This is a genomic window from Vibrio sp. St2 (assembly GCF_947311885.1).
Taxonomy (GTDB): Bacteria; Pseudomonadota; Gammaproteobacteria; order Enterobacterales; family Vibrionaceae; genus Vibrio; species Vibrio coralliilyticus.
The window spans coordinates 316736-341472 of record NZ_CAMZNA010000001.1 but is presented as its reverse complement, the minus strand read 5'-3'; the positions used below and the strand labels follow the sequence as shown (position 1 = coordinate 341472).

20 protein-coding genes and 4 tRNA genes are annotated in these 24737 nt (G+C 44.4%); 18 read left to right on the top strand and 6 right to left on the bottom strand.

What is annotated here, in order from left to right:
• The first annotated feature begins 7 nt into the window (after window positions 1–7).
• From QMA41_RS01475 to QMA41_RS01390, 18 genes are all read left to right on the top strand, one after another.
• Window positions 8–808 carry a phosphate/phosphite/phosphonate ABC transporter substrate-binding protein gene (locus tag QMA41_RS01475; protein ID WP_281628650.1) on the top strand — a complete coding sequence of 267 codons (801 nt, stop codon included), beginning with the start codon at window positions 8–10 and terminating at the stop codon, window positions 806–808.
• Between the two features lie 22 nt (window positions 809–830).
• Window positions 831–3131 (top strand): response regulator, encoded by a 2301-nt coding sequence (locus tag QMA41_RS01470; RefSeq protein ID WP_281628649.1) that lies wholly within the window; start codon window positions 831–833, stop codon window positions 3129–3131.
• A gap of 21 nt (window positions 3132–3152) precedes the next feature.
• A complete protein-coding gene (locus tag QMA41_RS01465; protein WP_171352681.1) occupies window positions 3153–4640 on the top strand; it encodes a sigma-54 dependent transcriptional regulator in 1488 nt (495 codons plus the stop codon).
• Window positions 4618–5685, top strand: a complete 1068-nt coding sequence (locus tag QMA41_RS01460; protein ID WP_281628648.1) for a glycosyltransferase family 4 protein — start codon at window positions 4618–4620, stop codon at window positions 5683–5685. Before QMA41_RS01465 ends, QMA41_RS01460 begins: the two co-directional genes overlap by 23 nt.
• A gap of 99 nt (window positions 5686–5784) precedes the next feature.
• On the top strand, window positions 5785–6987 hold the full coding sequence (locus QMA41_RS01455) for a glycosyltransferase (RefSeq protein ID WP_065740012.1): 1203 nt from the start codon (window positions 5785–5787) through the stop codon (window positions 6985–6987).
• Complete coding sequence (locus QMA41_RS01450; protein WP_019275180.1) at window positions 6980–8176, top strand: glycosyltransferase; 1197 nt, start codon at window positions 6980–6982, stop codon at window positions 8174–8176. The genes QMA41_RS01455 and QMA41_RS01450 overlap by 8 nt, the downstream gene beginning before the upstream one ends.
• A gap of 10 nt (window positions 8177–8186) precedes the next feature.
• On the top strand, window positions 8187–9638 hold the full coding sequence (locus tag QMA41_RS01445) for a lipopolysaccharide biosynthesis protein (RefSeq protein WP_281628647.1): 1452 nt from the start codon (window positions 8187–8189) through the stop codon (window positions 9636–9638).
• Complete coding sequence (locus QMA41_RS01440) at window positions 9635–11026, top strand: O-antigen ligase family protein (protein ID WP_281628646.1); 1392 nt, start codon at window positions 9635–9637, stop codon at window positions 11024–11026. Before QMA41_RS01445 ends, QMA41_RS01440 begins: the two co-directional genes overlap by 4 nt.
• Before the next feature lie 80 nt (window positions 11027–11106).
• Complete coding sequence (locus QMA41_RS01435) at window positions 11107–11832, top strand: acyltransferase (protein ID WP_281628645.1); 726 nt, start codon at window positions 11107–11109, stop codon at window positions 11830–11832.
• Window positions 11832–12947: a glycosyltransferase gene (locus QMA41_RS01430; protein WP_038159116.1), complete on the top strand. Its 1116-nt coding sequence runs from the start codon at window positions 11832–11834 to the stop codon at window positions 12945–12947. The genes QMA41_RS01435 and QMA41_RS01430 overlap by 1 nt, the downstream gene beginning before the upstream one ends.
• Window positions 12944–14380, top strand: a complete 1437-nt coding sequence (locus QMA41_RS01425; protein ID WP_281628644.1) for a chain-length determining protein — start codon at window positions 12944–12946, stop codon at window positions 14378–14380. Before QMA41_RS01430 ends, QMA41_RS01425 begins: the two co-directional genes overlap by 4 nt.
• A 118-nt stretch (window positions 14381–14498) precedes the next feature.
• The gene (locus QMA41_RS01420) at window positions 14499–15590 is read left to right on the top strand and encodes a glycosyltransferase (protein ID WP_065740007.1); all 1092 of its coding nucleotides are present in this window, start codon (window positions 14499–14501) and stop codon (window positions 15588–15590) included.
• Window positions 15587–16771, top strand: coding sequence for a glycosyltransferase family 2 protein (locus tag QMA41_RS01415; RefSeq protein WP_172854829.1), 1185 nt, complete (start codon window positions 15587–15589; stop codon window positions 16769–16771). Before QMA41_RS01420 ends, QMA41_RS01415 begins: the two co-directional genes overlap by 4 nt.
• Window positions 16772–16784: 13 nt before the next feature.
• Window positions 16785–17423 (top strand): sugar transferase, encoded by a 639-nt coding sequence (locus QMA41_RS01410; protein ID WP_006962371.1) that lies wholly within the window; start codon window positions 16785–16787, stop codon window positions 17421–17423.
• Between the two features lie 158 nt (window positions 17424–17581).
• A tRNA-Val gene (locus QMA41_RS01405) sits at window positions 17582–17658 on the top strand.
• Between the two features lie 33 nt (window positions 17659–17691).
• Window positions 17692–17768, top strand: a tRNA-Val gene (locus tag QMA41_RS01400).
• Window positions 17769–17801: 33 nt separating this feature from the next.
• Window positions 17802–17878: transfer RNA gene (locus tag QMA41_RS01395), tRNA-Val, on the top strand.
• A 33-nt stretch (window positions 17879–17911) separates the two neighbouring features.
• A tRNA-Val gene (locus tag QMA41_RS01390) sits at window positions 17912–17988 on the top strand.
• Window positions 17989–18058: 70 nt separating this feature from the next.
• Here the strand turns inward: QMA41_RS01390 and QMA41_RS01385 are convergent.
• The 6 genes from QMA41_RS01385 to QMA41_RS01360 form a co-directional block, all read right to left on the bottom strand.
• Entirely contained in the window at window positions 18059–18235 is a 177-nt protein-coding gene (locus QMA41_RS01385) for a hypothetical protein (RefSeq protein ID WP_019277768.1), read from the bottom strand.
• 183 nt (window positions 18236–18418) lie between these two features.
• The gene (locus QMA41_RS01380) at window positions 18419–18889 is read right to left on the bottom strand and encodes a DUF2127 domain-containing protein (RefSeq protein WP_281628643.1); all 471 of its coding nucleotides are present in this window, start codon (window positions 18887–18889) and stop codon (window positions 18419–18421) included.
• Window positions 18890–19060: 171 nt separating this feature from the next.
• Window positions 19061–19855: an NPP1 family protein gene (locus tag QMA41_RS01375; RefSeq protein ID WP_281628642.1), complete on the bottom strand. Its 795-nt coding sequence runs from the start codon at window positions 19853–19855 to the stop codon at window positions 19061–19063.
• A 223-nt stretch (window positions 19856–20078) separates the two neighbouring features.
• Complete coding sequence (locus QMA41_RS01370) at window positions 20079–21371, bottom strand: lysine N(6)-hydroxylase/L-ornithine N(5)-oxygenase family protein (protein ID WP_038159101.1); 1293 nt, start codon at window positions 21369–21371, stop codon at window positions 20079–20081.
• A gap of 75 nt (window positions 21372–21446) precedes the next feature.
• Window positions 21447–22415: a GNAT family N-acetyltransferase gene (locus tag QMA41_RS01365; RefSeq protein WP_281628641.1), complete on the bottom strand. Its 969-nt coding sequence runs from the start codon at window positions 22413–22415 to the stop codon at window positions 21447–21449.
• Window positions 22405–24636, bottom strand: coding sequence for a TonB-dependent receptor (locus QMA41_RS01360; RefSeq protein WP_281628640.1), 2232 nt, complete (start codon window positions 24634–24636; stop codon window positions 22405–22407). Before QMA41_RS01360 ends, QMA41_RS01365 begins: the two co-directional genes overlap by 11 nt.
• Window positions 24637–24737 lie beyond the last annotated feature (101 nt).

The window sequence follows — 24737 nt, the reverse complement described above, 5'->3', positions numbered from 1 at the left end:
ATTGATTATGAAAAAATTTACTTATCTTGCTCTGCTTACACTCCTCTCGGCGTCCTTACATGCTGAATCAATCACTTTTGGTGTTGTTCCCCAGCACTCTGCGAGCAAGCTTGCCAAACAATGGGCCCCTATCATCGAGTACCTTTCCGAAAGAACAGGGCAAAAGATCATATTTAGCACAGCATCTGACATTCCAACGTTCGAACAGCGTCTGAGAAACGGGGAGTATGATCTCGCTTATATGAACCCCTACCATTACACCGTCTTCAGCGAATTGCCTGGCTACAAAGCGATTGCAAAAGCTAAAGACAAACGGCTTAAAGGTATCATTGTCGTCCGAAAAGACAGTGATATTTCCAAACCTGAACAACTGCAAAATACAGAACTTGCTTTCCCCTCACCTGCGGCCTTCGCGGCAACTGTATTGACTCAGGCCTATCTGAAACAAAACAACATAACGTTTGAGCCGTCTTACGTATCATCTCATGATTCCGTCTACTTAGCTGTCGCGAAAGGCTTCTTCCCCGCAGGTGGTGGAATAATAAGAACCTATATGGCGTTACCTGAGGAAACTCGTGATCAACTGACTCCGATTTGGACCACCAAAGGGTATACCCCCCACGCTATCGCAGCTCACCCCAATCTCGATAGCAACATGAAAAGCAAAATTCAACAAGCGCTTATAGAGTTTGACGACTCCCCAGAAGGCCTCGCTCATTTGGAGAAACTTAAACTCAAGGGTTTTATTTCGGCACAAGATAGCGATTGGAATGACGTTAGAGCGCTCAACATAACACTATTGGATTAGTCATCGACGGGAGTACCTTGCTATGTCATTTAGAATGAAAACCATACTTGGGATCGCCTTTATTGAGGTCGTTATGCTGGTAGCGCTCACATTCAGCGCGATGAGCTTTCTCTCTGAGTCAAATGAAAAACAGCTAATCCAGCGAGCTCATTCAGCCGCTTCAATGTTTGCTCACGCAGCCAAGGATGCGATGATCGCCACCGACATTGCGACTTTAGACGACTTGGTACAAGAGTTTATGACCATCGAAGACATCGCATACATTAGAGTGACGCGCGGTGACAAAGAACTTTCCAGTGACGGTAATGAAGCATTGCTGCAACGAACAATGTTGATCGACTACAACTTAGATTCTGTCGTTGATGGAGTCTTTGACACTCAGGTTCAGGTCACTAACGGAGGAGCAAGCTATGGCACTATAGACATTGGTTTCGAAGTCTCCGCCATCAACTCTATGTTGACCAGTGCCCAGAAAGCAATAATAGGTATAGCTTCCATCGAAGTCATATTAGTAGCAATCTTTTCGTTCTTCCTTGGAACCTACTTAACCAAAAGCTTGGTCAAGCTTATCGAGGCAGCGAATACCGTCAGTGAACAAGGGCCTGGTTTCCAGCTTAATGATCAGTCTAAAGACGAGTTGGGGGACGTTGCACGAGCATTTGACGATATGTCTGTAAAACTCGAAAAAAGCTATCATGACCTTAAGAGCGCTCGCTTCGAAGCAGAACAGGCAAACGAATCGAAAAGCCGCTTCTTAGCCTCGATGTCACACGAAATTCGTACACCGATGAACGGTGTGTTGGGCATTTTGAACATTCTTGAAGAATCAAAACTCTCTCGTGAACAGAAAAAACTAGTCAACACAGCAACTGAGTCAGGCCAATTCCTCCTTAGTATCATCAATGACATTTTGGATTTCACGCGAATGGAGTCCAACACACTACGATTAGAACACAAGCCGTTTAATTTTCGTCAGTGTGTCGAAAATGTTGTTGAAACATTTCAACCATCAGCGAAAGTCCGCTCTCTTGACCTGAACTGTATTCTTGATGGTTCAGTACCCGCCAATGTGCAAGGCGATGAAAACCGCGTTAAACAGATCCTTCACAACTTGATTGGTAATGCAATGAAGTTCACCAAAGAAGGCAGCGTGACAATTCAGGTACACGCCGACATCCATGAAGGAAATCAAGTCAAGATAGTTTGCAAAGTCATAGACACCGGTGTCGGCATCAACCGCAGCGCAATGGATTATCTGTTTGATGAGTTCACCATGGTCGATCAAACCTATTCTAGAAGTCAGGAAGGCTCCGGGCTGGGTCTTGCTATATGCAAACGCCTATGTGAGTTGATGGACGGCTACATTGAGGCAGAGAGTACGCCATCAATTGGCAGCACTTTCTCCTTTTCAATCAAACTGGAACTCGCAGACCAACTCATTAGCTCAACTCACCAGAGCCAAAACAATACCGAATTGCTGGTATCAGATGCCAGCATATTAGTGGCAGAAGACAACAAAGCGAACCAATTGGTGATAAGAGAGATGTTTAAGCGCATGGGGCTCTCGATGGACATCGCAGAAAATGGTCGTCGTGCCATCGAGATGGTCGAACAATACCATTACGATCTTATCTTTATGGACATATCTATGCCAGAGATGGACGGAATGGAGACCTGCAGAGCCATACGTTCAATGACTGATGAGAAGACATGTCAGATACCTATCATTGCACTGACAGCCCACTCTTTATCTGGAGATAAAGAGCAGTTCCTTGATGCAGGGATGAACGACTATTTGTCAAAACCGATTCGCTTGTCACAACTAATTGAAAAAATTAATCTATTCTTAAGTGATGACGCGATCAACTTTGCTGAAAAATCTGATAATTTAGAGAGTGAATCGCAAACTCTTACGCAGGCTGTAATCAATCATTCTATGAATCAGGACGTACAAGTGGATTTAGAACTCGTCGACGAAGAAGTCTTAGAGCAAATGATAGAAGACACAAGTGCTGATGTTCTTCCTATGCTAATTGATCATTACATCGAAGAATCTAATGAGCGCTTAAGAAAGATTTATCAAGCAATGCAAGACCGAGACAAAGAAACGCTAGAGTTTGAAAGCCACACACTAGGCAGCTCTTCTCTAGCGTTAGGAAATCGAGTGTTGTCCAATCTTGCACGAAAGATTGAGTGTATGTGTTTGGAGAATCATGAACAACAAGCATTTGAACTCTCTGAAGAATTAAAAGAGCTAGCTGAAAAGTCGCTCGCTGCTCTTGAATATAGAAAAACGCTGGGCTTCATCGAACCAGCTGGCTAGATACAACAAGGATGACGTCACATGAGAGCAAAAGTACTACTGATTGAAGACTCCACATCTCTGGCAGTCCTTTACAAACAGTACGTAAAAGATGAAGCGTTTGACCTGTTTCATGTTGAAACAGGTCGTGATGCCAAAGCATTCATAGAACGAAACGTACCACAACTTGTGATTTTAGATCTCAAGCTTCCGGACATGAACGGCGAAGATATCCTGGACTGGATCAACGAGAATCAAGTACCAACCTCCGTCGTCGTTGCAACCGCACACGGTTCCGTGGATATCGCGGTAAGCTTGCTTCAGAAAGGGGCTAAAGACTTTCTCGAAAAGCCGATTCAGGCAGACCGACTCAAAACGTCGATAAACCTCCACTTACAGCAAGCTAAACTCGAACACTTAGTCGAAGATATCGAAGCGAAATTCGACAGAAATCGCTTCCATGGATTCATCGGCTCTTGTCTACCTATGCAGGGCGTATACAAAATCATCGACTCTGTTGCACCAACAACAGCGAGTGTTTTCATCATTGGAGAAAGCGGCACCGGTAAAGAAGTGTGCGCAGAAGCAATTCACAAAGAAAGTAAACGAAACGATAAACCTTTTATCGCCATCAACTGTGGTGCTATTCCGAAAGATCTTATGGAAAGCGAAATTTTTGGCCATGTAAAAGGTGCATTCACAGGGGCGACTACGGACAGAAAAGGCGCGGCATCTTTAGCTCATGGAGGAACGCTCTTCCTTGACGAGTTATGTGAGATGGAGCTGGAAATGCAGAAGAAACTGCTACGTTTCCTGCAGACAGGTACTTTCACCCCACTCGGGGGTTCGAAAGAAATGAAGGTCGATGTGCGGATAATCTGCGCGACCAACCGTGATCCATTGCTAGAAGTTGAAGAAGGCCGATTCCGAGAAGACTTGTACTACCGCGTTCATGTTGTGCCGATTGAGATGCCTCCTTTGAGAGAGCGTGGGAATGACATCACAACACTAGCGACTCATTTCCTTAAGCTGTTCGCTAAAGAAGACGGTAAGAAGTTCAATGGTATTAACCGAGACGCTGAATCTTTACTCAAGCACTACTCCTGGCCCGGTAATGTGAGACAGCTGCAAAATGTCATTCGCAATATAGTTGTTCTCAACGACGAATCAAAGCTCTCTGTCGCTCACCTTCCTGATCAGATTTCAAAAAGCAATAAATCGGCTAAGCCCAGAGCGGCCCAAGCAGCAATCCGCTATGAAGCTCCTGCTCAAGCATCACCAGTAGAAGCGGTGGATACGGCAATACAAGCATCAACTCCAGTGGTTGAGAGTGTTAACACACAAAGTTCTACGCCGGTAACAATACGGCCAATGTGGCAGGTAGAGAGAGAAACCATTCAGCAAGCCATTGATTTTTGCGATGGTAATGTCCTCAACGCAGCGGTATTACTCGAGTTGAGTCCATCAACCGTTTATCGTAAAAAACAGGCTTGGGAAGCCGAAGAAGATGAGCAGCAATACGCGGATTGATGTTTGGCTAGTCATCGATAGCCTGACGTTTGGCGGCATTGAAACCTACGTACTTGAGCTCGCTAAAGGGCTCAAGCATCACAACACAAGTGTTGAGGTGTTGCTGATAAAACGTTATCAACAGCGTTCTCCCCTCGTAGAAAAACTGGAAAAAGAAGCGATCCCTTACCAGTACTTATCTGACCTGGCCACTCAACCTTTGTTCGCACTTATCCAGAAAATTAAACATTCACCAACAACTCTTATCCATGCTCATGGGTACAAAGCTAGTCTGCAGTCTAAATGTGCACGTGTTTTGACCGGAGCCAAACAAATAACCACCTATCACGCTGGCGAAACACCAACAGGTAAAGTCTGGGCTTATGATTTTGTCGACCGCTACACGGCGCTTATTTCTACGCTCTCACTTGCCGTCAGTGAGAAAGTGAGCCAAAAGATCCCTGCTACCACCCTTAGGTTGAATAATTTCATTGATGATTCAAAAGCCAGTGTAAGCACAGGAGAGCAGATCGCCTTTGTTGGTCGCCTAAGCCATGAAAAAGGACCGGACAGGTTCATTCGATGCGCTAAAAGCCGCCCAGATTTATCCTTTCACATCTATGGCTCAGGTCCGTTAGAAGCAGAGATTTCTCAATTAGCGCCGCAAAATGTTCAACTCCATGGTCATCAAAGCAACATGGATTTGGTTTGGGGACACATAGGCGTACTTATCATTTGCTCTCGATTTGAAGGTTTGCCTATGGCGGCGCTTGAAGCCATGTCCAGAGGGTGTATTGTCATCGCGTTAAAGGTTGGAGATCTTCCTAAACTGATTACCAGTGGTCAGAATGGATATTTGGTCGATACGGCTGCTCAGATTGCTGATGTTTTACGAACTCTAGAACAGTTAACAGACGACGAAAGACAAAAGATATCTCAGCAAGCGATTTGCACAGTTCGAGAACAATTTTCCTCTTCTGCAGTCATTCCTAAATTGCTACAACTCTACAAAAAATCTGGTCGTCAATCTGATTCTCATATTGAGAAAAACACTCTCGTAAAATAGTTAATATTTTTTTTGTCTACTTTTCATAAAGTTAGACAGCCTTAAATCTTGGCATCTCAATTGCGTTGTTCCTCGTATAAATGGCAAAGGGGAATAACAATGAAGAAAAAAATACTGTTTGTTCACTACGGAAATGACTGGATTCGCGGAAGCGAGCAGTGCCTCATTGACCTAATGGAACAGTGCTCTGACCAGGGATTCTCTGTACATCTATGGACCAATAACTCTTCTTTGCACCGTTATGCCTTGCGTAACAACATCTCATCCGAAGCCGATGCATTCCCTCTCCTACTTGGATGGCTCGCCCCCAGATTCGATTTTCTAGGTTGGGGCTATCTGGTCCGTAAAGCTTGTAAAATCCTCCAAAGAGAAAGCATTGACGTCGTTCATGTCAACAGTGGTGCCCCATGCCAATGGATGGTACTCGCAGCCCGAATTAAACAGGTTCCAATGGTGACTCAGCTACACAGCCCCTATCCTGCAAGAGACCGATTAACACTAGGCCTGCATTTATCCCCACACATCATCTCTGTCAGTGAATATGTTGCCAGCCAGCTCAAATCTGAGGGGTACCCTCGTGAGCATTTGTCAGTCATTCATAACGGATTGCATGTTTCTAAACTCGACGAGCAACAGACTGTCGAAACGAAAAAAGTACTCGGAATAAACGACAACGACTTCCTTTATGCAACAGTCGGTTCTCTAATTCACCGCAAAGGTATCGATCGGCTTATCGTAGCGTTAAGGCATTTGAACTTTGAATATCCGAATACACACCTTTTGGTCATTGGCGACGGTCCACTCAGAAACGAGCTAGAGAAGCACGCCAAGAAGTTGTATTTGGAAAACAGGGTTCACTTTGTCGGTGAACAAAACAATGCAGTAGGTTGGTTGAAAGGCTGTGATGCCTTTGTAAGCGGTGCTAGAAGCGAAGCTTTTGGACTTGTTATTGCTGAAGCCGCTGTTGCCAAGATTCCAGTTGTAGCACCTTTTGAAGGTGGTATCCCAGAGTTTGTTCAACATGGTGAGACCGGTATTCTCTACCCCAACAGTGGCGTGGGTCCATTAAGCAAGGCCATGAGAGTATTAGTCGACAACCCTGACTTTGGGCGACAACTCGCCAGTAATGCCAGTGAACACATCGAAACCAAATTCAATGTTTCGCTATCAAGCCATCGTATCATCGGTGTTTACAAGAAAATTATGGTATCCCACCAACCTTCAGTCTCTTTCTGGCGCACATTTATCCCGCTAAAAACCTATTTGGCAAAGCGCATTGCTATGGGAGGTCAGCATGGTTAATTCAAACGTGACAAAAACACTGATCTTCGATCCAATAACATTCAAAGGCGGATCAAAAATCGCCACTGTCGAAGCGTTAAGTTTGTGTCGAGCCGATATCAACCACTTTGTTATCGCCACAGCTGATGTGGAATTCTGGAAGAGCTGTAAGCTTACAGCATCACACTCAGTAGATATAGTTGCATTGCCTCTTATAAAACCATTGGCTAAGCAGCATTACGGCCTCCTATATTGGCTAAGCCAGTGTTATACCGCCTTATGCCTTCTATTTTTCTTGATCAAGTACAAGAGCATTGACAGAGCTATCGGCGCATCTGGGCCAGGTATGGACATGCCACTTTACATTGTAAAGTTATTAAAAAACATTGAATTAGTTCAGTTTATTCATGGGCACGTTGGAAATTCAAGGTCTATCGGTTACTGCTTAACTGTTGCTGACAAAGTGTTTTATCTGCCCTCCTGCAGACCAAGTATTTCTGTCGCGCTGAGAACATATCTGGAGCGCAAAACGTCCATAGAAGACTCAGGTTCCCTTGTGGAGATGTATTTGACGTCTCGCAAATACCATACCTTCGTTAACGGTTTACCCGAGGACAGATGGCCAACACGTTGCCAAACAGATTTCCCCGTCTGCTTTTGGGCTGCATCTTTATTAAAATGGAAAGGACTGGACTTGTTTGTCGAGGCACTTAAACATGCTGCACATATCAAACCAATTGCATCTAACATCTGTTACATCAGGCCCGTTGATACAGCCATTCCGACAAGTACCGCGCCCGTTGTAATTAAGTACACGAATTGGTACCAAGACCCGCAAGAATTAGACACGATTAGAAGCCAATCCAACATCTTTGTTTCCACCAGCCACAAAGAACCGTTTGGTTTGTCCATTTTAGAAGCCTTAGCTGCGGGGATGTGTGTCGTTATCCCTCAAGATGGTTCTTACTGGGATAAACGCCTGACACACAATCTCAACTGCATCAAATATTTACCTGATGATGCTAACTCGTTGTGTGATGCCCTATTATATGCCGTTAAAGATCGCACCAACTTCAAACGCTGTATTGATAATGGAATGATGATTGCTGAAGAGTATCGAGCAGAACAGCGCTACTTAGACTTTGTTAAAACCATAGACCCTAATCCGTACCTAAAGCTATCTCGTGAGCCTAAACCTCAGAGCCACTAAGGAACATGTTATGCGACATAGAATATTGCAGTGGTTTAAACAAGACAACGTCACCAGTATGGCGCTCTATGCTCTGAGCCTGCTTATGATGAAAGGGACATCACTACTCATGCTCCCCTTCATGGCAAGTTACTTAACACCATCACAGTTTGGCCACCTTGAATTACTTTCTATCACCACTGTTTTTTTCAGCCTGATGGTCGGTTTAGCAATGCACGAAAATCTTTATCGCTTCATCGGTACGATAAAGGATGCATCAACTCGCTTTGCTCGAGTATGCGAATTGTACTCCAGTTCTTTTTCGACATCCTTGCTACTCGCAGGGGTATTATTCGCAGGTTATTTTGCCGTGTCTCATGCAGCGTTAACCATCAACACTGAACAAATGACACTGATAACGATCGTAGTAATAGTTGAGGCACCTCTCGCAATTTGCTTAGCTTGGTTAAGACTAAACAACAAGGCGGTGACTTTTTTCAAAATCAGTTTTGTTACTTTGCTCATTCAGGTCTCTCTGGTCATTTTGATACTCACCAACAATCCAGACGTTACTTTATTATTTAGCGTTGGCGTTCTGTGTGCCGTACTTCAGGTAACTTATCTCCATTTCCACAACAAGCTTTCTTTCAAACTGCCTACCCTTGTTCACTACAAACGCTACATCCAATACTCGTTCCCTTTGATGCTATCAGCCGCAGTCGCGTTTGGACTTTCTGGCGCCGAGCGATGGATCATTGCCGAAGCGCACACATTAGAAACCTTAGGTATCTATGCAGTTGCCGCCAAATTTGCCCTTGCGTTGGGGATTCTGATTCAACCCTTCCATATGTGGTGGATGCCAAAGCGCTTTGAAGTACTTGAAACTGTCGGCAAAGAAAAAGTCGCGCTTAACACTCAACACGGCATTATCGCTTTGTGCTTCCTGGGTGTCATTGTTATGTGGATTAGCCAATGTTTTATCAGCCTTGCGCTACCCAGTGACTACCAATCTGCTGGTCAGCTTGTTGTTCTGTGTATCGTAATAATGTTGCTCAAAGAAATGGTAGAAATGCTCAATATCGGTGTGTTGTATGCAAAGCAGACAAGCAAGCTTTTTGTCATCAATATTGTTGCGACAGTAGTGGCACTCGTCAGTGCTTGGCTGACTAAAGAAACAGGCGTGACAGCTATCCTACTCTGCCTGTGTATGGGCCAATTTATTCGCCTTACTTTGATATACCACCTAAGCCAGTCACTATGCCATATTCCCTATCGGTATGGCGCATTGTTGGCGTTTGTCCTTATTAGTTCACTATTCACGATCAGTGGGTGGTTCAATCACTCATTAGAAACAGCTGGAGTAATGCTTGTATTGCAACCTATGGCGCTAATCGCATTGCTGCACAAACTAAGATTTATTTCGCTTTCTGCAAGTTCTGTCCAAAAAGCTCATCGTCATAATCATGTGGAGCGCACACTATGATACATGCAGATAAGCTTTATCCGGCCGTCATTACCTCTGGCGTGTGTATCTTTATTGCACTGGTTTGGAAGCTCGTCCCTCATCCCGCTGTTGCCATTGTGCTTAGCATGATGCCGCTTGGGATACTTTTCGTGCTAAACCAAACTTTTTGGTTGGTCAGCTTATTTGTCTTGTTTTCATTTTTCAGAATTCACGAAGCTATCCCTGCTCTTTACTCGCTAAAAATCCCTTTGTTACTTTCAGTAGGAGCCTTAAGTGCTCTGTTGTGGCACAGTTTAATCAGCAAGAATCTTCAGATGTTCTGGCATCAAAGCCTGACTTGGTTCGCAGTGTTTTGGCTGTTGGTGCTCGTTGGAGCCGTATTATCATCCAATCCCGGTTTAGCTATTACCTACTTCAAGTCGATCTATTGGAAGATCATCGTCATGACTCTGGCAATCGCATGGCTCGTAAATAGCGTTCAAAATGTCAAACGCATTAGTATTCTAATCGTATTAGCAGGAAGTCTGATTGCATTTGTAGCCCTATCCAACTCCATTAATGGCATTGGCCTAGTAGAAGGAACACGTGTCACCATTGGCCGTCAACTTGGTTCAGTTTTGGGTGACCCAAATGATTTGTCACTAGTGCTTATGTTCCCCCTTGCCTTTGCCATCAGTTTGATGACCACAAAAAACCTTGGCAGCGTTCGAATTCTGGGTTTAGTCGCTACGATATTGGCGTTGAATGCTGTTATCGCAACCCAAAGCCGAGGTGGATTACTCGGCTCAATCGCGGTATTCGGAATATTCGGCTTGCGTATTATACGTTCCAAGTTTCTACTCGCGTTGATTGGAACTATCGGTTTACTTGTTCTGTTTGCAGCAGCGGGGATTTCTGACAGACAATCAGGAGGCGCCGCTGAAGAAGGCATTGATGCTTCAGCGATGGGTCGGCTCTATGCTTGGGAAGCGGCATTTGGTATGGCTGTCGCCAATCCTTTAACAGGCGTTGGACTGAACAACTTCTACGCTAATTACTTTTTCTATAGCCCTCACTGGGACGGACTAAACCATGCCGTACATTCGACCTGGTTTGGTGTGCTTGCAGAAACAGGTTTCCTTGGCCTGATTGTATTCATTGGGTGTATTTACTCACTGGTCAAAACCAGCAAACAAACGCTGTCACTTCTAGATGCAGTGCCAGATAATTACTCTCCTTACCTTCATGCAACAGCCGCAGCAGTATACGCTGGCATTATGGGGACAATCGTGTCGGGCACATTCCTCACTCAAGGTTTTACCTGGCCTATTTATATCCTTGCCGCTCTATGTATCGCCCTGAATCGTATTGTTCAAAACCATTCTCAAAATGAGAATACGCAGATAAGCGACAAGATTAATACATAACCAATTGTTTTTAATAACTTTAATTTTTGGCACGTTACGTGTAACACCTCCTATTGAATTATAAATATGCGGAGGCGCTTATGCTGGCTACACACATTAACGAGGTCAAGATTTGGCTAAAAGAGAACCCGAACCCTGTTTATCGCAAATTGTTTGTCATTTTGAAAAACATTCGCGCTTGCGACCTTCCAACTCCAAGTATCTTCAATAAAACAACTGCTTTTCTCTACAACGGAAGCAAAGCCCTCTTTGCCAATATGGTTAGAATTCTGATTCAAACGCCAGCCTTTAAAGGCCGCCTCACTCAATTTGGCAAACGACTTTATCTATTTGGTGGTGTTCCACTCGTAACCGGCCCCCTTAAAATTTATTTGGGAGACGACTGCAGGATCTCAGGACAAAGCACATTCAGCGGTCGCACCCAATCATTAGAAACAGAGCTTATCGTTGGCAATAACGTCGACATAGGATGGCAAACTACAATAGCGGTTGGTAAACGCATTGTTATTGGCGACAACGTAAGAATGGCCGGTAGAGCGTTTCTCTTTGGTTATTCTGGCCATTCTTTACACGCGGGGAAAAGAGCCTTGGGGGCTGGCGATAGTGAAAGAGACATTGGCAACATCACCTTAGAAAGAGACGTTTGGTTAGGCACAAATGTTACCGTCTGCCCGAACGTTACTATCGGTCAAGGTACCATCGTAGGGGCTGGCAGTGTCGTAACGAAAAGCCTTCCTTCCTATGTTGTTGCAGCTGGCAACCCCGCCAAAGTGGTTCGTAAACTAACGAGTAAGGAGATGGAATAATGCGTGATCTCATCGTATTTGGTGAAGACTTTGGAGGCTTACCTTCAAGTACACAACACATCGTTTCTCGACTAGCTGCGAATAGAAAAGTGCTTTGGGTTAACTCAATCGGCCTACGTCAGCCTAAGCTTAATAAAAAAGATTTTGCTCGTGCTTTCGCCAAACTACTAGGCCAAAGCAAAAAAGGCTACTCGTCGAAGAATGAGCAACTGAGTACAAATATCACTGTCGTAAACTTAAAAACTATCCCTGCTCCAAAATCTTCGTGGGCAAGGGAAATAGCAAAGTCCATGCTATTAGCTCAACTCAAGCCCATCATCGAAAAGCTGGGGCTAACAAAACCGATTTTGTGGACTTCTCTTCCGACTGCTGCGGATTTATGTGGCAACCTAGATGAAGCTGCGGTTGTTTATTACTGTGGAGACGATTTCAACTCGCTTGCTGGTGTTGATCATGAAACAGTGAGTAATCATGAGAGAAAGCTAGCTGAAAAAGCTCACCTTATCTTGGGTGCAAGCGAGGAAATCTGCAAAAAGTTTGACGGACTAAAAACCGCGCACATCCCTCATGGCGTAGACTATGAATTGTTTAACACCTCAATAAGCCGTGCTCGAGACCTTCCCTTAGACGGTAAGCCTATTGCTGGTTTTTACGGCAGCATATCCCAATGGCTGGACTATAAATTGATAGCTCAAGTCTGTTTGGATAATCCTCACTGGAACTTCGTTTTTATCGGGCCATTGGAACTAGATCATAATCCTTTGCCGAATTTTCCAAATGTATTTTACTTAGGCCCCAAACCACACCGAGAGTTGCCTCGATACAGTCAACACTGGGATGCGAGCATGCTGCCTTTCTTGTTCAATGATCAGATTCAAGCCTGTAGCCCTTTAAAACTGATGGAGTATCTAGCAGCCGGAACACCTGTTGTTACAACGCCGTTTCCAGCACTTGCTCCTTATCGATCACACGTCAGTATTGCCAACGATGCGAGACAGTTTAGCCAATCACTCAATCAGGTTCTCAGTATAGAAAACACTGATACCGAGATTGTTCGTCGCGACAGCTGGGATGCTCGAAGTCGAGTTGTCAATCAGCTTCTGGAGTCACTATGAATGAACTGAAACTGCGCTTTATAATTATCCTTAATGCAGCTTGGAGGCAGAGGTACGTAATTGTTCTACCAATGCTGATCATGCCTTTTGCTGGATACTTCGTCGGGAAAATGGCTCCGGAGAAATACGTTTCCCATACCAGTATGCTGATTCAGGAAACAGCAAAAATGAACCCGTTTCTGGAAGATATCGCAGTTTCAACCATGCTCAAGGAGCGTTTGGCAGCTCTGAGTACCTTGCTCAAGAGTCGACATATTTTAAGATCCGTTGCCAAAGAGCGTGGACTGATTGACGATTCAATGTCCCCTTTTCAAGTGGATCAAGTTATCGCAGAGCTCGCAGCAAGCTTAACGGTTACCCAACCTGGAAAGGATTTCCTTAAAATCCAGCTTTCTTCTGCTCAACCTCAAGGCATGAAAGAACTATTAGAATCTGTCAGCGAGCACTTTATAGAGCAAATGCTGGCCCCAGAACGCTCTTCAATCAAAGATTCAAGTGAGTTTCTCACCATGCATATTGATAAACGAAGAGAAGATCTCGACTTAGCAGAAACAGCGCTTGCTAATTTTAAGAACAAAAACGCCTCCGTTACGCCTGAAATGCAGAGCCAGAGTCTTGCGAGGCTTGCTAGCCTGAAGCAAAACTTAGCCGAGAAAGAGGCGGAACTTGCTGGGGTTGAGCGGAGTCTGGGCTCACTCGATCAGCAACTGTCTAAAACCAACCCCGTCGTTGGTAAAATTGAAGATCAAATCATAGAAATTCGCAGTGAGCTAACTTTACTAAGAGCTAAATATACTGATAGTCATAGCGCTGTACTCGGCAAACAGCGGGAACTTCGTCGACTTGAAAACGAACGTTCGGAACTTCTTAAAGTTGAGCAGCCAAATATCAGCAGCGACCAACTTTGGGATATCGCGAGTAGCAACACATTGTCTGACATCAGCCAAATTCAACCTTTGCTCGTTACCCAACTACACAGCCTTCAGCTAGTGCGGGGAAGGTTTGAATCCCTGAGTGAAGAAACCAAAAGCTTGCGTAAAATGATTGAAGAGCTTGAACAACAAGCGAACCGCTTCGGCGACAACGCAAAAGACATGTTCCAGTTGCAGAGGGATGTTCAAATCAAAAGACAACTCTACGATGAGTTGATTCAAAGGTATGAAATGGCTCAACTTACTGGCTCATTAGGTATCTTTGAGCAAAACAAGCGAGTCAAGATCATTGATTTACCTTATACGCCAAGTTCACCAGCTAACCTACCCATAGTCATATTTATTATCGCAGGGTTCGTCGCAGGTATTGGCCTAGGCTGTGGTATCGCTACGCTCATTGAGCTTTTTGATACTTCGGTTCGAAGCGCGAGTGAGTTGCAGTCTCTAACAGGCAAACAGGTGATCACTGCAATTCCTAAAATAAAACCGTTTCAATCATAAAGAATCTCAAAATAAAACACCTCACACATGAAAACTTAACACACTGTTATATAGGGACTTTTTTTTGGCACAGGTTATGCTATTTCTAATTTAAACCATCGAACACCAAGGAAATAGCATGACCAGTCAACCGAAAACAACCATACATGTTGTTCAGCATTTGGCACCAGGTGGATTAGAAACATTAGCCATCAACATGCTCAAGTTTGCTAAACCAGACGAGAATGTTTTCCTGATCAGTCTCGAAGGAAGTCGCTGCGAAACATTGGCTAACTGGCCTAGCTTAAAGAACGTTGAAGATAAACTTATCTTTCTAACAAAGAAGCCCGGTTTTGATTTCGAGGCGATATCTAAACTGCGTAAACTATTCAAACAAATTAAACCTAGAGTCGTTCACACTCACCACATTGGGCCTCTGATTTATGGAGCGACTGCAGCTAAACTGGCAGGTGTACAACACATAGTCCACACAGAACACGACGCTTGGCATCTTAACAACCAAAAACATCTTCTGTTGCAAAACCTTGCCTTGAAACTATCCCGTCCCAATCTGGTGGCAGATGCTGGGCTAGTTAAAGAGCAATTAGATGAGAAACTCAACTATGCCAATATCACTGTAATAAAAAACGGCATAGACTGTGAAAGATTCAAACCGGGATCTCAGGCACAGGCACGCTGTGAGCTTGGCCTACCTACGTATGGAAAAATCATAGGCTCCGCTGGACGCCTCGAAAAAGTAAAAGGTCACGATATCCTACTCAAGGCACTCCCTCTCATTAATAGCAATGTGACTCTCGCTATTGCAGGCATAGGAAGCCAAAAGGACGCATTAACACGACTGGCTGAAGACTTATCTATCTCTCATCAAGTACGGTTTCTCGATTTAGTTGAGGACATGCCAACCTTTTATCGTGCTCTCGATGTATTTTGCATGCCATCAAGATGCGAGGGTTTCCCCCTTGCTCCACTGGAAGCGCAAGCGTGTGGCGTTCCTACCGTCGCGACAAACGTTGGTGGCACCAATGAAACGTTATGTCCTATAACAAGTCAGCTCGCGGAAGCAGAAAATAGTAGCGAGCTTGCTTTGAAGCTATCCCAAATGTTGCTTGAGTCCCCTCAATCCTCACCACGCCAGTTTGTTGTCAACAATAACGACATTCGAAAAATGGTGGATGCCTATAGCGCAATAACACAGGAGGAATACGCATGATTGATCTGACTATTGGAATTTTCTTCACAATCTGTGCTGGGCTCATCGTCTATCACCATGTTGGCTACCCTCTTGTACTTGCTTGGTATTCTAAGCGCCACCCTGTGGAAGAAGTAAAACCAATCGAACGTGGTTACAAGATCGCTCGTTCAGATAGACAATGTGCTGACATCACCATTCTTATCCCTGCATATAACGAAGAGCAGTGGATCGCAGACAAAATTCGCAACTTAGCCTGTCTGGATTACCCGAAAGAGCACTATAAAGTCATCGTCGCTTGTGATGGTTGTACCGACAATACTGCTCAAGTGGCTCAGAACACGATTCAAGAAGCCATTTGCTGTGATACACATTTTGAAATTCGAGTCTTTGAAGAGAACCGCGGAAAGGTTGCACTAGTGAATGAGCAGATGCTAACGATATCAAGTGACATTACAGCATTGAGCGATGTGTCAGCTCTGATTTCTGTCGATGCCCTGCTGGTCGCCAACCAACACTTCAAAGATAAAACTGTAGGTGCTGTTAACGGACATTACCAATTACTTTCTAGTGGCAGTGAAGGTGAAAGCAAATACTGGCAATACCAAAGCAGAATGAAACTGCATGAGGCGAGTTTGGGTAGCACACTTGGCGCTCATGGGGCTTTCTATTTGTTCAGAACTCACTTGTTTGAACCGCTCAAGCAAAACGTTATCAACGACGATTTCATCATTCCAATGGAGATTATTCGTAAAGGATATCGAGTGGATTATGACAAGGACATGATCGCATTAGAGCTTGAAGCAACCAACACCGACAACGATTTTAAACGTCGACTCAGAATTTCTGCTGGCAACATGCAGCAAGCCCTGCAATTGGCGGAATTGTTTTTGCCACGATACAAAGGCGTCGCTTTTGCTTTCTTTTCAGGCAAAGGTTTAAGACTAATAACACCATACCTCATGATTCTGTGTCTAGCGCTTTCTGTCGTACTTATTCACCACCCAATATTTTTCATTGGGACCATTGCACAACTCGCTGTTTACTCAATTGCGATTCTTGGGCATGTGTTCCCACATATATTTAGCCATAAATACTGTCAGTTAATCACATACATAGTAGCAGGACACTTTGCCAACCTAATTGGTGGCTTACGCTATTTGTTCGGTTTCGAAGCCACTCGTTGGACAAGAATTCAATGATAAGGAGCATCTTATGAGCAACGTATCTTCTTTATATTCAATCTGGTTAGCAAAACGTATCTTCGATTTTCTATGCGCTGTAATCGGGCTTTTGATGCTTTCACCCATCTTGCCCGCGATTGCCTTAGCCATAAAACTCGACTCCAAAGGACCTATTTTCTATAAGCAGCTGCGTGTGGGCAAATCGACACCAGAACAAATGATGTTCTTTGAAATCATTAAGTTTCGCACCATGTATGTCGATGCAGAAACGCGTACAGGTGCAGTCTGGGCGACAGAGAACGACCCACGAATTACTCCAGTTGGTCGTTTCCTGAGAAAGACACGCCTAGATGAGATCCCGCAGTTGTTTAATGTAATCCGAGGCGATATGTCATTGATTGGCCCACGCCCTGAACGCCCTAGCTTTTATAATAAGCTAGAAACGGCCATACCTTACTTTGCTGACCGTACCTATGGAGTAATGCCAGGCATCACAGGGTTAGCGCAAGTTAACCAAGGCTATGACACCTGTATCGATGACGTTCGCAGAAAAGTCGGCTTTGACCATAGTTATGCCTTATCACTGCGTTCGCTAAAATCTTGGATTCTGATGGATATCAGCATCATTACCAAAACACTCATCGTCATGGTCGACGGGCGAGGACGATAAATCAATCATTTAGAGGAGAGCAATCCCGCTCTCCTTTTCCATTTTGGTATAAAAAAACGCCAATTCGATTAGTTGTGAAGCAAACAGTTTAAAAACCAATAATTTGCTCTTGCACGACCCAAAAAGTCTCGGTAATATCCATCTCGTTCTTAAGGAATGGGTCCGTAGCTCAGTTGGTTAGAGTACTACCTTGACATGGTAGGGGTCGGCGATTCGAGTTCGCCCGGACCCACCACTCCTTGCTTAAATGCACTAAGAACAAAAATTTGGGTCCGTAGCTCAGTTGGTTAGAGTACTACCTTGACATGGTAGGGGTCGGCGATTCGAGTTCGCCCGGACCCACCACTCCTTGCTTAAATGCACTAAGAACAAAAATTTGGGTCCGTAGCTCAGTTGGTTAGAGTACTACCTTGACATGGTAGGGGTCGGCGATTCGAGTTCGCCCGGACCCACCACTCCTTGCTTAAATGCACTAAGAACAAAAATTTGGGTCCGTAGCTCAGTTGGTTAGAGTACTACCTTGACATGGTAGGGGTCGGCGATTCGAGTTCGCCCGGACCCACCAAATTTTATAACAAAGCCCGCTGAAAGCGGGCTTTGTTGTTTTTGGAGATATCTCATTAGATTGAGTTAATCTAATGCGCTTCCTCTAGCCGTTTTTCATTACCGAGTATCGTGTACTCTTGGCTAGCCTGCTCTAGCGTGTTCTGATATCCATCATAAGAACACTCTCCAATATCGTTTCTCGGACATATGGAAACATGATTCTTATCGATCATCTCTATTCCACAGTTCGGGCAATATCTATCCATGGCAACCTCCTGACGTTGTCTGCCTTGTACATACAGGTTCATAACCCTGCACTAGTCACTCTAGCTATTTTCAGATTCGAAACCAGCGATACCGCTCTCGGGTTTACAGCTTTTTACACTCTATTACAGTATCTGCTGTACTCATCATCATGTTTGCATAACAAACATGATTTCCAGCACAAGCTAACTTTCTATTGCAAATTCAGGCTTGGCTTGTAACGTTCTTGCAATATAGGCAATTATCAAGAGATTAACGATAAGTATCACAGCTCCAATTATGCCCGGGTGATGAATCAGGCCATACACTTCGAAAGGCACGTAGATCACACAGCCTATCAGTGCTAGCCACTCCGTCCAACGAAGCCCTTTCCATAAGCCATAAGCCTCAACCCATCGAATAACTGTGTATGCCAATGCGCCCAACATAAACCATTGAACATTGCCTTGCGGAAATCGCCCCATCGCTTCTATGAACACACCCGGTAAATGATGGGCAGGGTTTAAATGAGCATGCAGAACTAAAGACTCAGCCCACTGCTGCAAATCTTTTCCGGCTAAAAGGTGTAGACCTAATGCTACCGCAAACGACAGCAGCCCTTTCAGTGCTTCGAGAATCGCAATCAGCTTTAACCCTGGTTTCGCTTGTACTTGCATCTATTCAACTTCCTCATGCAATACGTTGAGATATAACCCAACCGAAAGTAACACGTTGATTAATTGCTTCATGAAGATTGTGTCAATTTTTCACTTTGACCGAACATGCTGAATCACGCATAGAAGAAGAGAAATGGCCTAATATGGATTAGGCCATTCGATTTACTACGTTTAATAAGGATTGGAAGCTTCGACACTCTGCTGAGTAAATTGCGGGAACCCAGCTGGTCGCCACTGATTAATGTGAGTCAGAAAAGAGCTGTCTTTCACTTTGATTGACGCTTTTCCGTAGTCAAAACTATTGAGTTTATTGCGCATAGCTTCATTGGAGAGATTATCACCTGACAGTTCATACCAAGAAGTTACTGGCGGCGTTACAAACTGCCCATAGTGGTTTTCTGCAACCTCATTGTCTTTGGCAAAACGGATACAATGAGTCAAAATACCATCCTTGTGGTAAACCACTTTTAGATGTTCGCCTTCCATTGGTAATTGTTCTCTTGGCTTGGTTTCCAAATCGCCATGACAGCTCACTGAACCATATGCAACAGCATCATCAATTGTCCAGATGATGACTGATTCCCAGTCGTGGCGATGGCCCCCTAACCCTATCCCCGGAATTGCCTGATCTTTTTCGTAATAGGTGTCATAGGCTTGAGCACAGTACTCCTGCCCATCACTTCCCTGTATGCAAGCGTAACGGTGAAGGGTATTGGAAATATCGAGAAAGCCTGCATCTCTACAACTTCCATTGAGCGCTCCAGTTGGTTTCAACCCCGGATTCATCTCTCCATTACGGCTTACACCCGCTGCGGGATAGCAACCATCACCATCCCAATCGAAAACAGGAACCTGAGCCGATATATCAATCAAACTGGGTAGTGCTTCATCCAATCGTGGGAACTCTGCTGCATTGAGCGAAATAGGAGCACTGAGTAGAACGGTAGTTATTATTTTCTTCTTCATAAAAGCCTCTGGACCAACGTTGTGTTTAATGTGGTGGTTTTATAACCAGCACAAACATAGGCGTGATGAAGAAACAACCGTCAGAGCTCGCTCACAGTTCTTTGATTCTTCTTAGTTATAAAGCATGTTTTTGTTTATTAAACTCTTAATTATCAATAAGTAATTCCAAAAACAAAAAGGCCGTAACACTGTATGTTACGGCCCTTATAGTCTGTTTGATGCTTTATGCTTCTTCTGCGACTTTTTCTGTTTCAAAGTTCGCAAATAGCGAGTCTACAATCTCTTTCGAACGCACTGCCAGAACAGAAAGCAAAGTATCGCTCAGGCCATGGGATGATTCACAGCAGCCTTGAAGGAATACGTTCACTTTGCAAGATTCCTGCATTGGAAGACGATAATGACGCTCAACCTGCTTGTCCGACATTAGTGGTTCTAGCTTGTTCAACATTTGGTTGAACTGATCGTAGCGATAGCCAGTAGCAAGGACAACCGCATCGTAGTCGTGCCAGTTTTGCTCGCTATGAATGCGATCGTTATAACGAAGCGCAATCTTACCTTCTTTCTGCCCTACTTCTTGAATATCGTGGCAGCGCAGATGTTGGTGCTTGCCTTCGCCAGTTACGCGCTGAAGGTATAGACGCTCATAAATCGCGCTAAGCTCTTCGGTATCGACAACTGAATAGTTTGTGCCATTGAATCGAGAAAGGATAGTTTTACGCTCTTCATCAGTGCTCTTGTATACGTGATCTGTGAACTCAGGATCGAAGATCTCGTTAACGAATGCACTGTCATCTGCTGGGTGTAGGGCAAAATTACGGTTAACTAAGTGAACTTCACCTTCTTCATAACGGTTTGTCAGGTCAACGAAGATCTCGGCAGCACTTTGACCAGCACCGACAACCGCAATCTTAGGTGTCTCCGTACCAGCATTAAACTGTTCACGCCACACCTTGTATTTCGATGAATGGATCACCTTCTCGTCACTCAGGCCGTTAAACAGCTCTGGAAGTTTCGGCATACCACCCATACCAATCAATAGGTTTTTCGCAATACGTACTGTTTGATTGCCGTTGATATCCGTTGAGACAACGCGAACTTTAGTAATTTCGCCATCAACTTCAATCGGTTCGATGTCGATAACGCGTTGTCCATAAGTCACGACAGAATCAAACTGGTTTGCAACCCAAGTCAGGTAGTCATTGAATTCGACGCGTGAAGGGTGCAAAGAGCCCAAGTTGATGAATGAACTTAAGCGGTCATGTGAATGTAGGTAGTTTACAAAGGAATAAGGGCTGGTTGGATTGCGCAGCGTCACCAAATCTTTCAAACAAGAAATCTGCATTCGAGTGCCATCTAGCAACATGCCACCATGCCATTCGAAATGAGATTTCTGCTCTAGGAAGCAGTAGCTTAATTCTTGGTTCTGCGCCGTTTCTTCTAACGCAATCGCAATTGACAGGTTAGCAGGGCCAAAGCCCACGCCAAGCACATCATATTCCTTAATCTGGTCTGTCATTTTTGTAACCTCATGTTTTTCCGTTGAGCTCTTTGGCTCTCTATCCCCGAGACACCCTAAAACTGGGTCGCGATACTAAAAGCAATCGCTAAAGAAGGTATCTCTCAACTGACACATTAGAGCTGCCCTCTTATGAGGGAAGTCGAATTCTTTTAATTTGGCGAAACCGAATTTCTGCAGATAGCCAATCATCTTGGCGTTATCTGCTCTTGGTTCGCTGACGATTTTCTCTGTCCTAGGATCGGACAGGTAAAGGAAGTGGCATACTGAAGGGAGCCAAGCGGCCACCTTATGACTGCCGCGGTGATGCTCTTCACCAACAAGCATGTGAATACCGCGATCGTAATCACCTGCTGCATAATAAGGCGCGATGCGATCTTCTTTTGTCCAATAGGCTTCAATGTAAGCAAAGGGTTCGTTATTGAGGCACACAATCAAGAGTTGGTTTTTATCATTGACCAACTGCTCTTCCAGATAAGCTTTATGCTCTTCTAAAGTACCAGTCTGCTCCCAAAACGCAGCCACTCGTTCACTGTTTTGCCATTTTGAAAACAGCTCAGCATGCTGCTCTACATCAAGCCCAACCAGAGACAGCGTCTGCTCTAGTTCTGGAATATAGCGGCTGTATAGCTCACCATTTTGAGGTCTTGGACGAAGAGGATGGTAGCCATTAGAAGCGAGAATCTGCTTATGCGGAATAGCGCGACGCTGCTGCTTTAGCCAAAGTTCTGGCAACTGCAGCAAAGCCTCTCGCCAAATCAGACGAATACCTTCACCTGTGACATGAGTGATGTCGTTTAATGATGAGAAAGTAAACTCGCCAACATCAATACAACGAATATCCATTCGGTGCTCAAGCAAAAGTACAAAAGCTTGAACTACTTCCTTATCGTTGATGGCACTGCTGGTCACACGCCAATAACCGCCACTTTCCTTGCTAAGTGTTAACTGACCACTTGGCATCTCAACGCAACATGTATCCCCTTGTTGCTGAACACTCTGCCCAAAGGACAGAGTGTTGAGGGTATCGCTGTTACCAGTCATAGCTCACGCTCGCGATAACATTGCGGCGGTCACCGTAGTAACACCATGTATTACTCGTACAAGTTGCCACATACTCTTTATCAAAGATGTTTTTCGCTGCAACCTGAAATTTATAATCATCAAATCGATAACTAACTGTTGCATCATAAAGTGTGTATGAAGGCACTGTATTCTGGCCGTTGTTGCCAGTATAGGTATCACCTGTATAACGCAGGCCGCCACCAACACTTAACCCATCAAGAGCACCACCAAAGAACTGGTATTTAGCCCATGCAGAAGCCAATTTGTCAGCGACTTGCTGTGGTTGCTTGCCGATAAGTGAAGCATCTTTGTCGTCTTTGATTTCAGAATCAACGTACGACAAGTTTCCTATTAGGGTTAAAGCTTGAGTCACATTCGCAACGGCTTCTAACTCCAAACCGCGGTTACGAATTTCACCAACTTGCTTGATGTCAGTGCCATCGACTTGTACAACATCCTTCTTAGTAGCTTCGTAAACAGAAACATTAAAGTAGCCGTCGAAGCTTCTAGGTTGGTATTTAACACCGGCTTCATATGCTTCACCACGTTCAGGTTTTGCGGGTTGGTTATTTACAGTCTGAAGCTTAGGCTCAAATGACTGCGCATAGCTAACATACGGTGTAAAGCCATTAGACATTACATATGCTATACCCGCATTGGCAGTCCATTCTTCATAATCAGCTTTATACGTCACATTTGTTGATTGGTTAGTTTGCTCGTTGGAAGTATCATCATAGCGAGCACCTACCTGGACGACCCAATCTTGGTAGCGAATTTGATCTTGTACATAAAGACCAAACTGACTGTTATCGGTTACAGTCGTTTGCATATCCGATTCACTTAACTGACCAAAGGTCCCTGAGTTAGAGTCGAGTAAAACAACATTGTTACTGTAACTAGGGTTGAAAACGTTAAACGTTGGGCCAGCGATAGTACCTAGACCAGGAACAGTAACACTACTGTTGCCGTCAGCGACTAAAGGATCATTACCAGCATAGTCTTTACTATCAATTTCGATCACTTGGTAATCTAAACCAGCAAGCAGAGTATGTCTGACATCACCAGTTTTAAAATTGAACAGCAAGCGGTTATCGATGTTGAACGCGTCTGAATGACCTTGCTCTGTCGTCACACCTCTTAAGATGGTCTGTCTAGAACTGGTTGGATCAAGCACTGCTCCTAGAGCAGAATCAGCAGCGTAACCAGCAAAATACATCTGACGAAGATCAATATCCATACGACTGTATCGAGCAGATTGAGCAAAACTTAGTGCATCACTAAACTGGTGTTCAAACTCGTAGCCTAAAGACAATTGCTCGCGCTCAAACTTTTCCCAATCGGTGTTACCTATTGCCAGCTCATCGCTAATCTGACCGTTTGGGTTGCTGGTCAAAGTACCTTCAACAGGCAAAAACTGTAGATAAGGGTTGGAATCGTCTTTCTGGTAGCTTGTCAGAAATGTAATACTGTTCTTATCGTTAATATTCCACGCTAATGATGGTGCTACAAAGATACGCTCTGCATCAACATTGTCGACTTTAGTACCATTCTTGCGGCCCATAGCCACTAGGCGGAAAGCGACATCTTCATTAAGTTCGCGATTAACGTCCAAGCTAATTTGAGTTCTATCATACGAACCATATTCAACGGCCACTTGACCTGAACCGCCATCAAATTGAGGACGCTTGCTTACCGTATTGATCAACCCACCCGGTGGATTTTGTCCGTACAAAACAGAAGCAGGGCCACGCAGAATCTCTACGCGCTCTAAACCAAACGGGTCAATCTGCCAGCTGTAAAAGCCTGCTGAATATAGACGCGTACCATCTTGATAAAGACCTGTACCTGCCTGTTCAAAGCCACGTACAACAAACCAATCTTGCTTGTTATCATCGCCGTAATAGTTGGTCTGGATACCTGGAGTGTACTGAAGTGCGTCTGAGATGCTGATTGACGCGCGGTCGTCCATTTGTTCGCGAGTAACAACCGAAACAGCTCGTGGCGTTTCATGGATTGCTAAATCTGTTTTGGTTGCTGTACGACTTTTTTGTCCTAGATAACTGAAATCTGGTCCTACGGCACTATCGTGCTCTTGACCTACTACCACTACTGTTTCGTCTTCCGCTGCGTTAACTACGCCAGCAGACAGAGCGAACGCTACTGCCAAACAAGCCGGGCTCAGCATAAACTGCCGATTCATGTCTTTCTCCTTAACTCTCGGTTTTACCGAATATTATATTAATAATTATGATAACCATTATCATTAGCATTTCGAATGCGAATGGAGTGTAACGAGTTTTA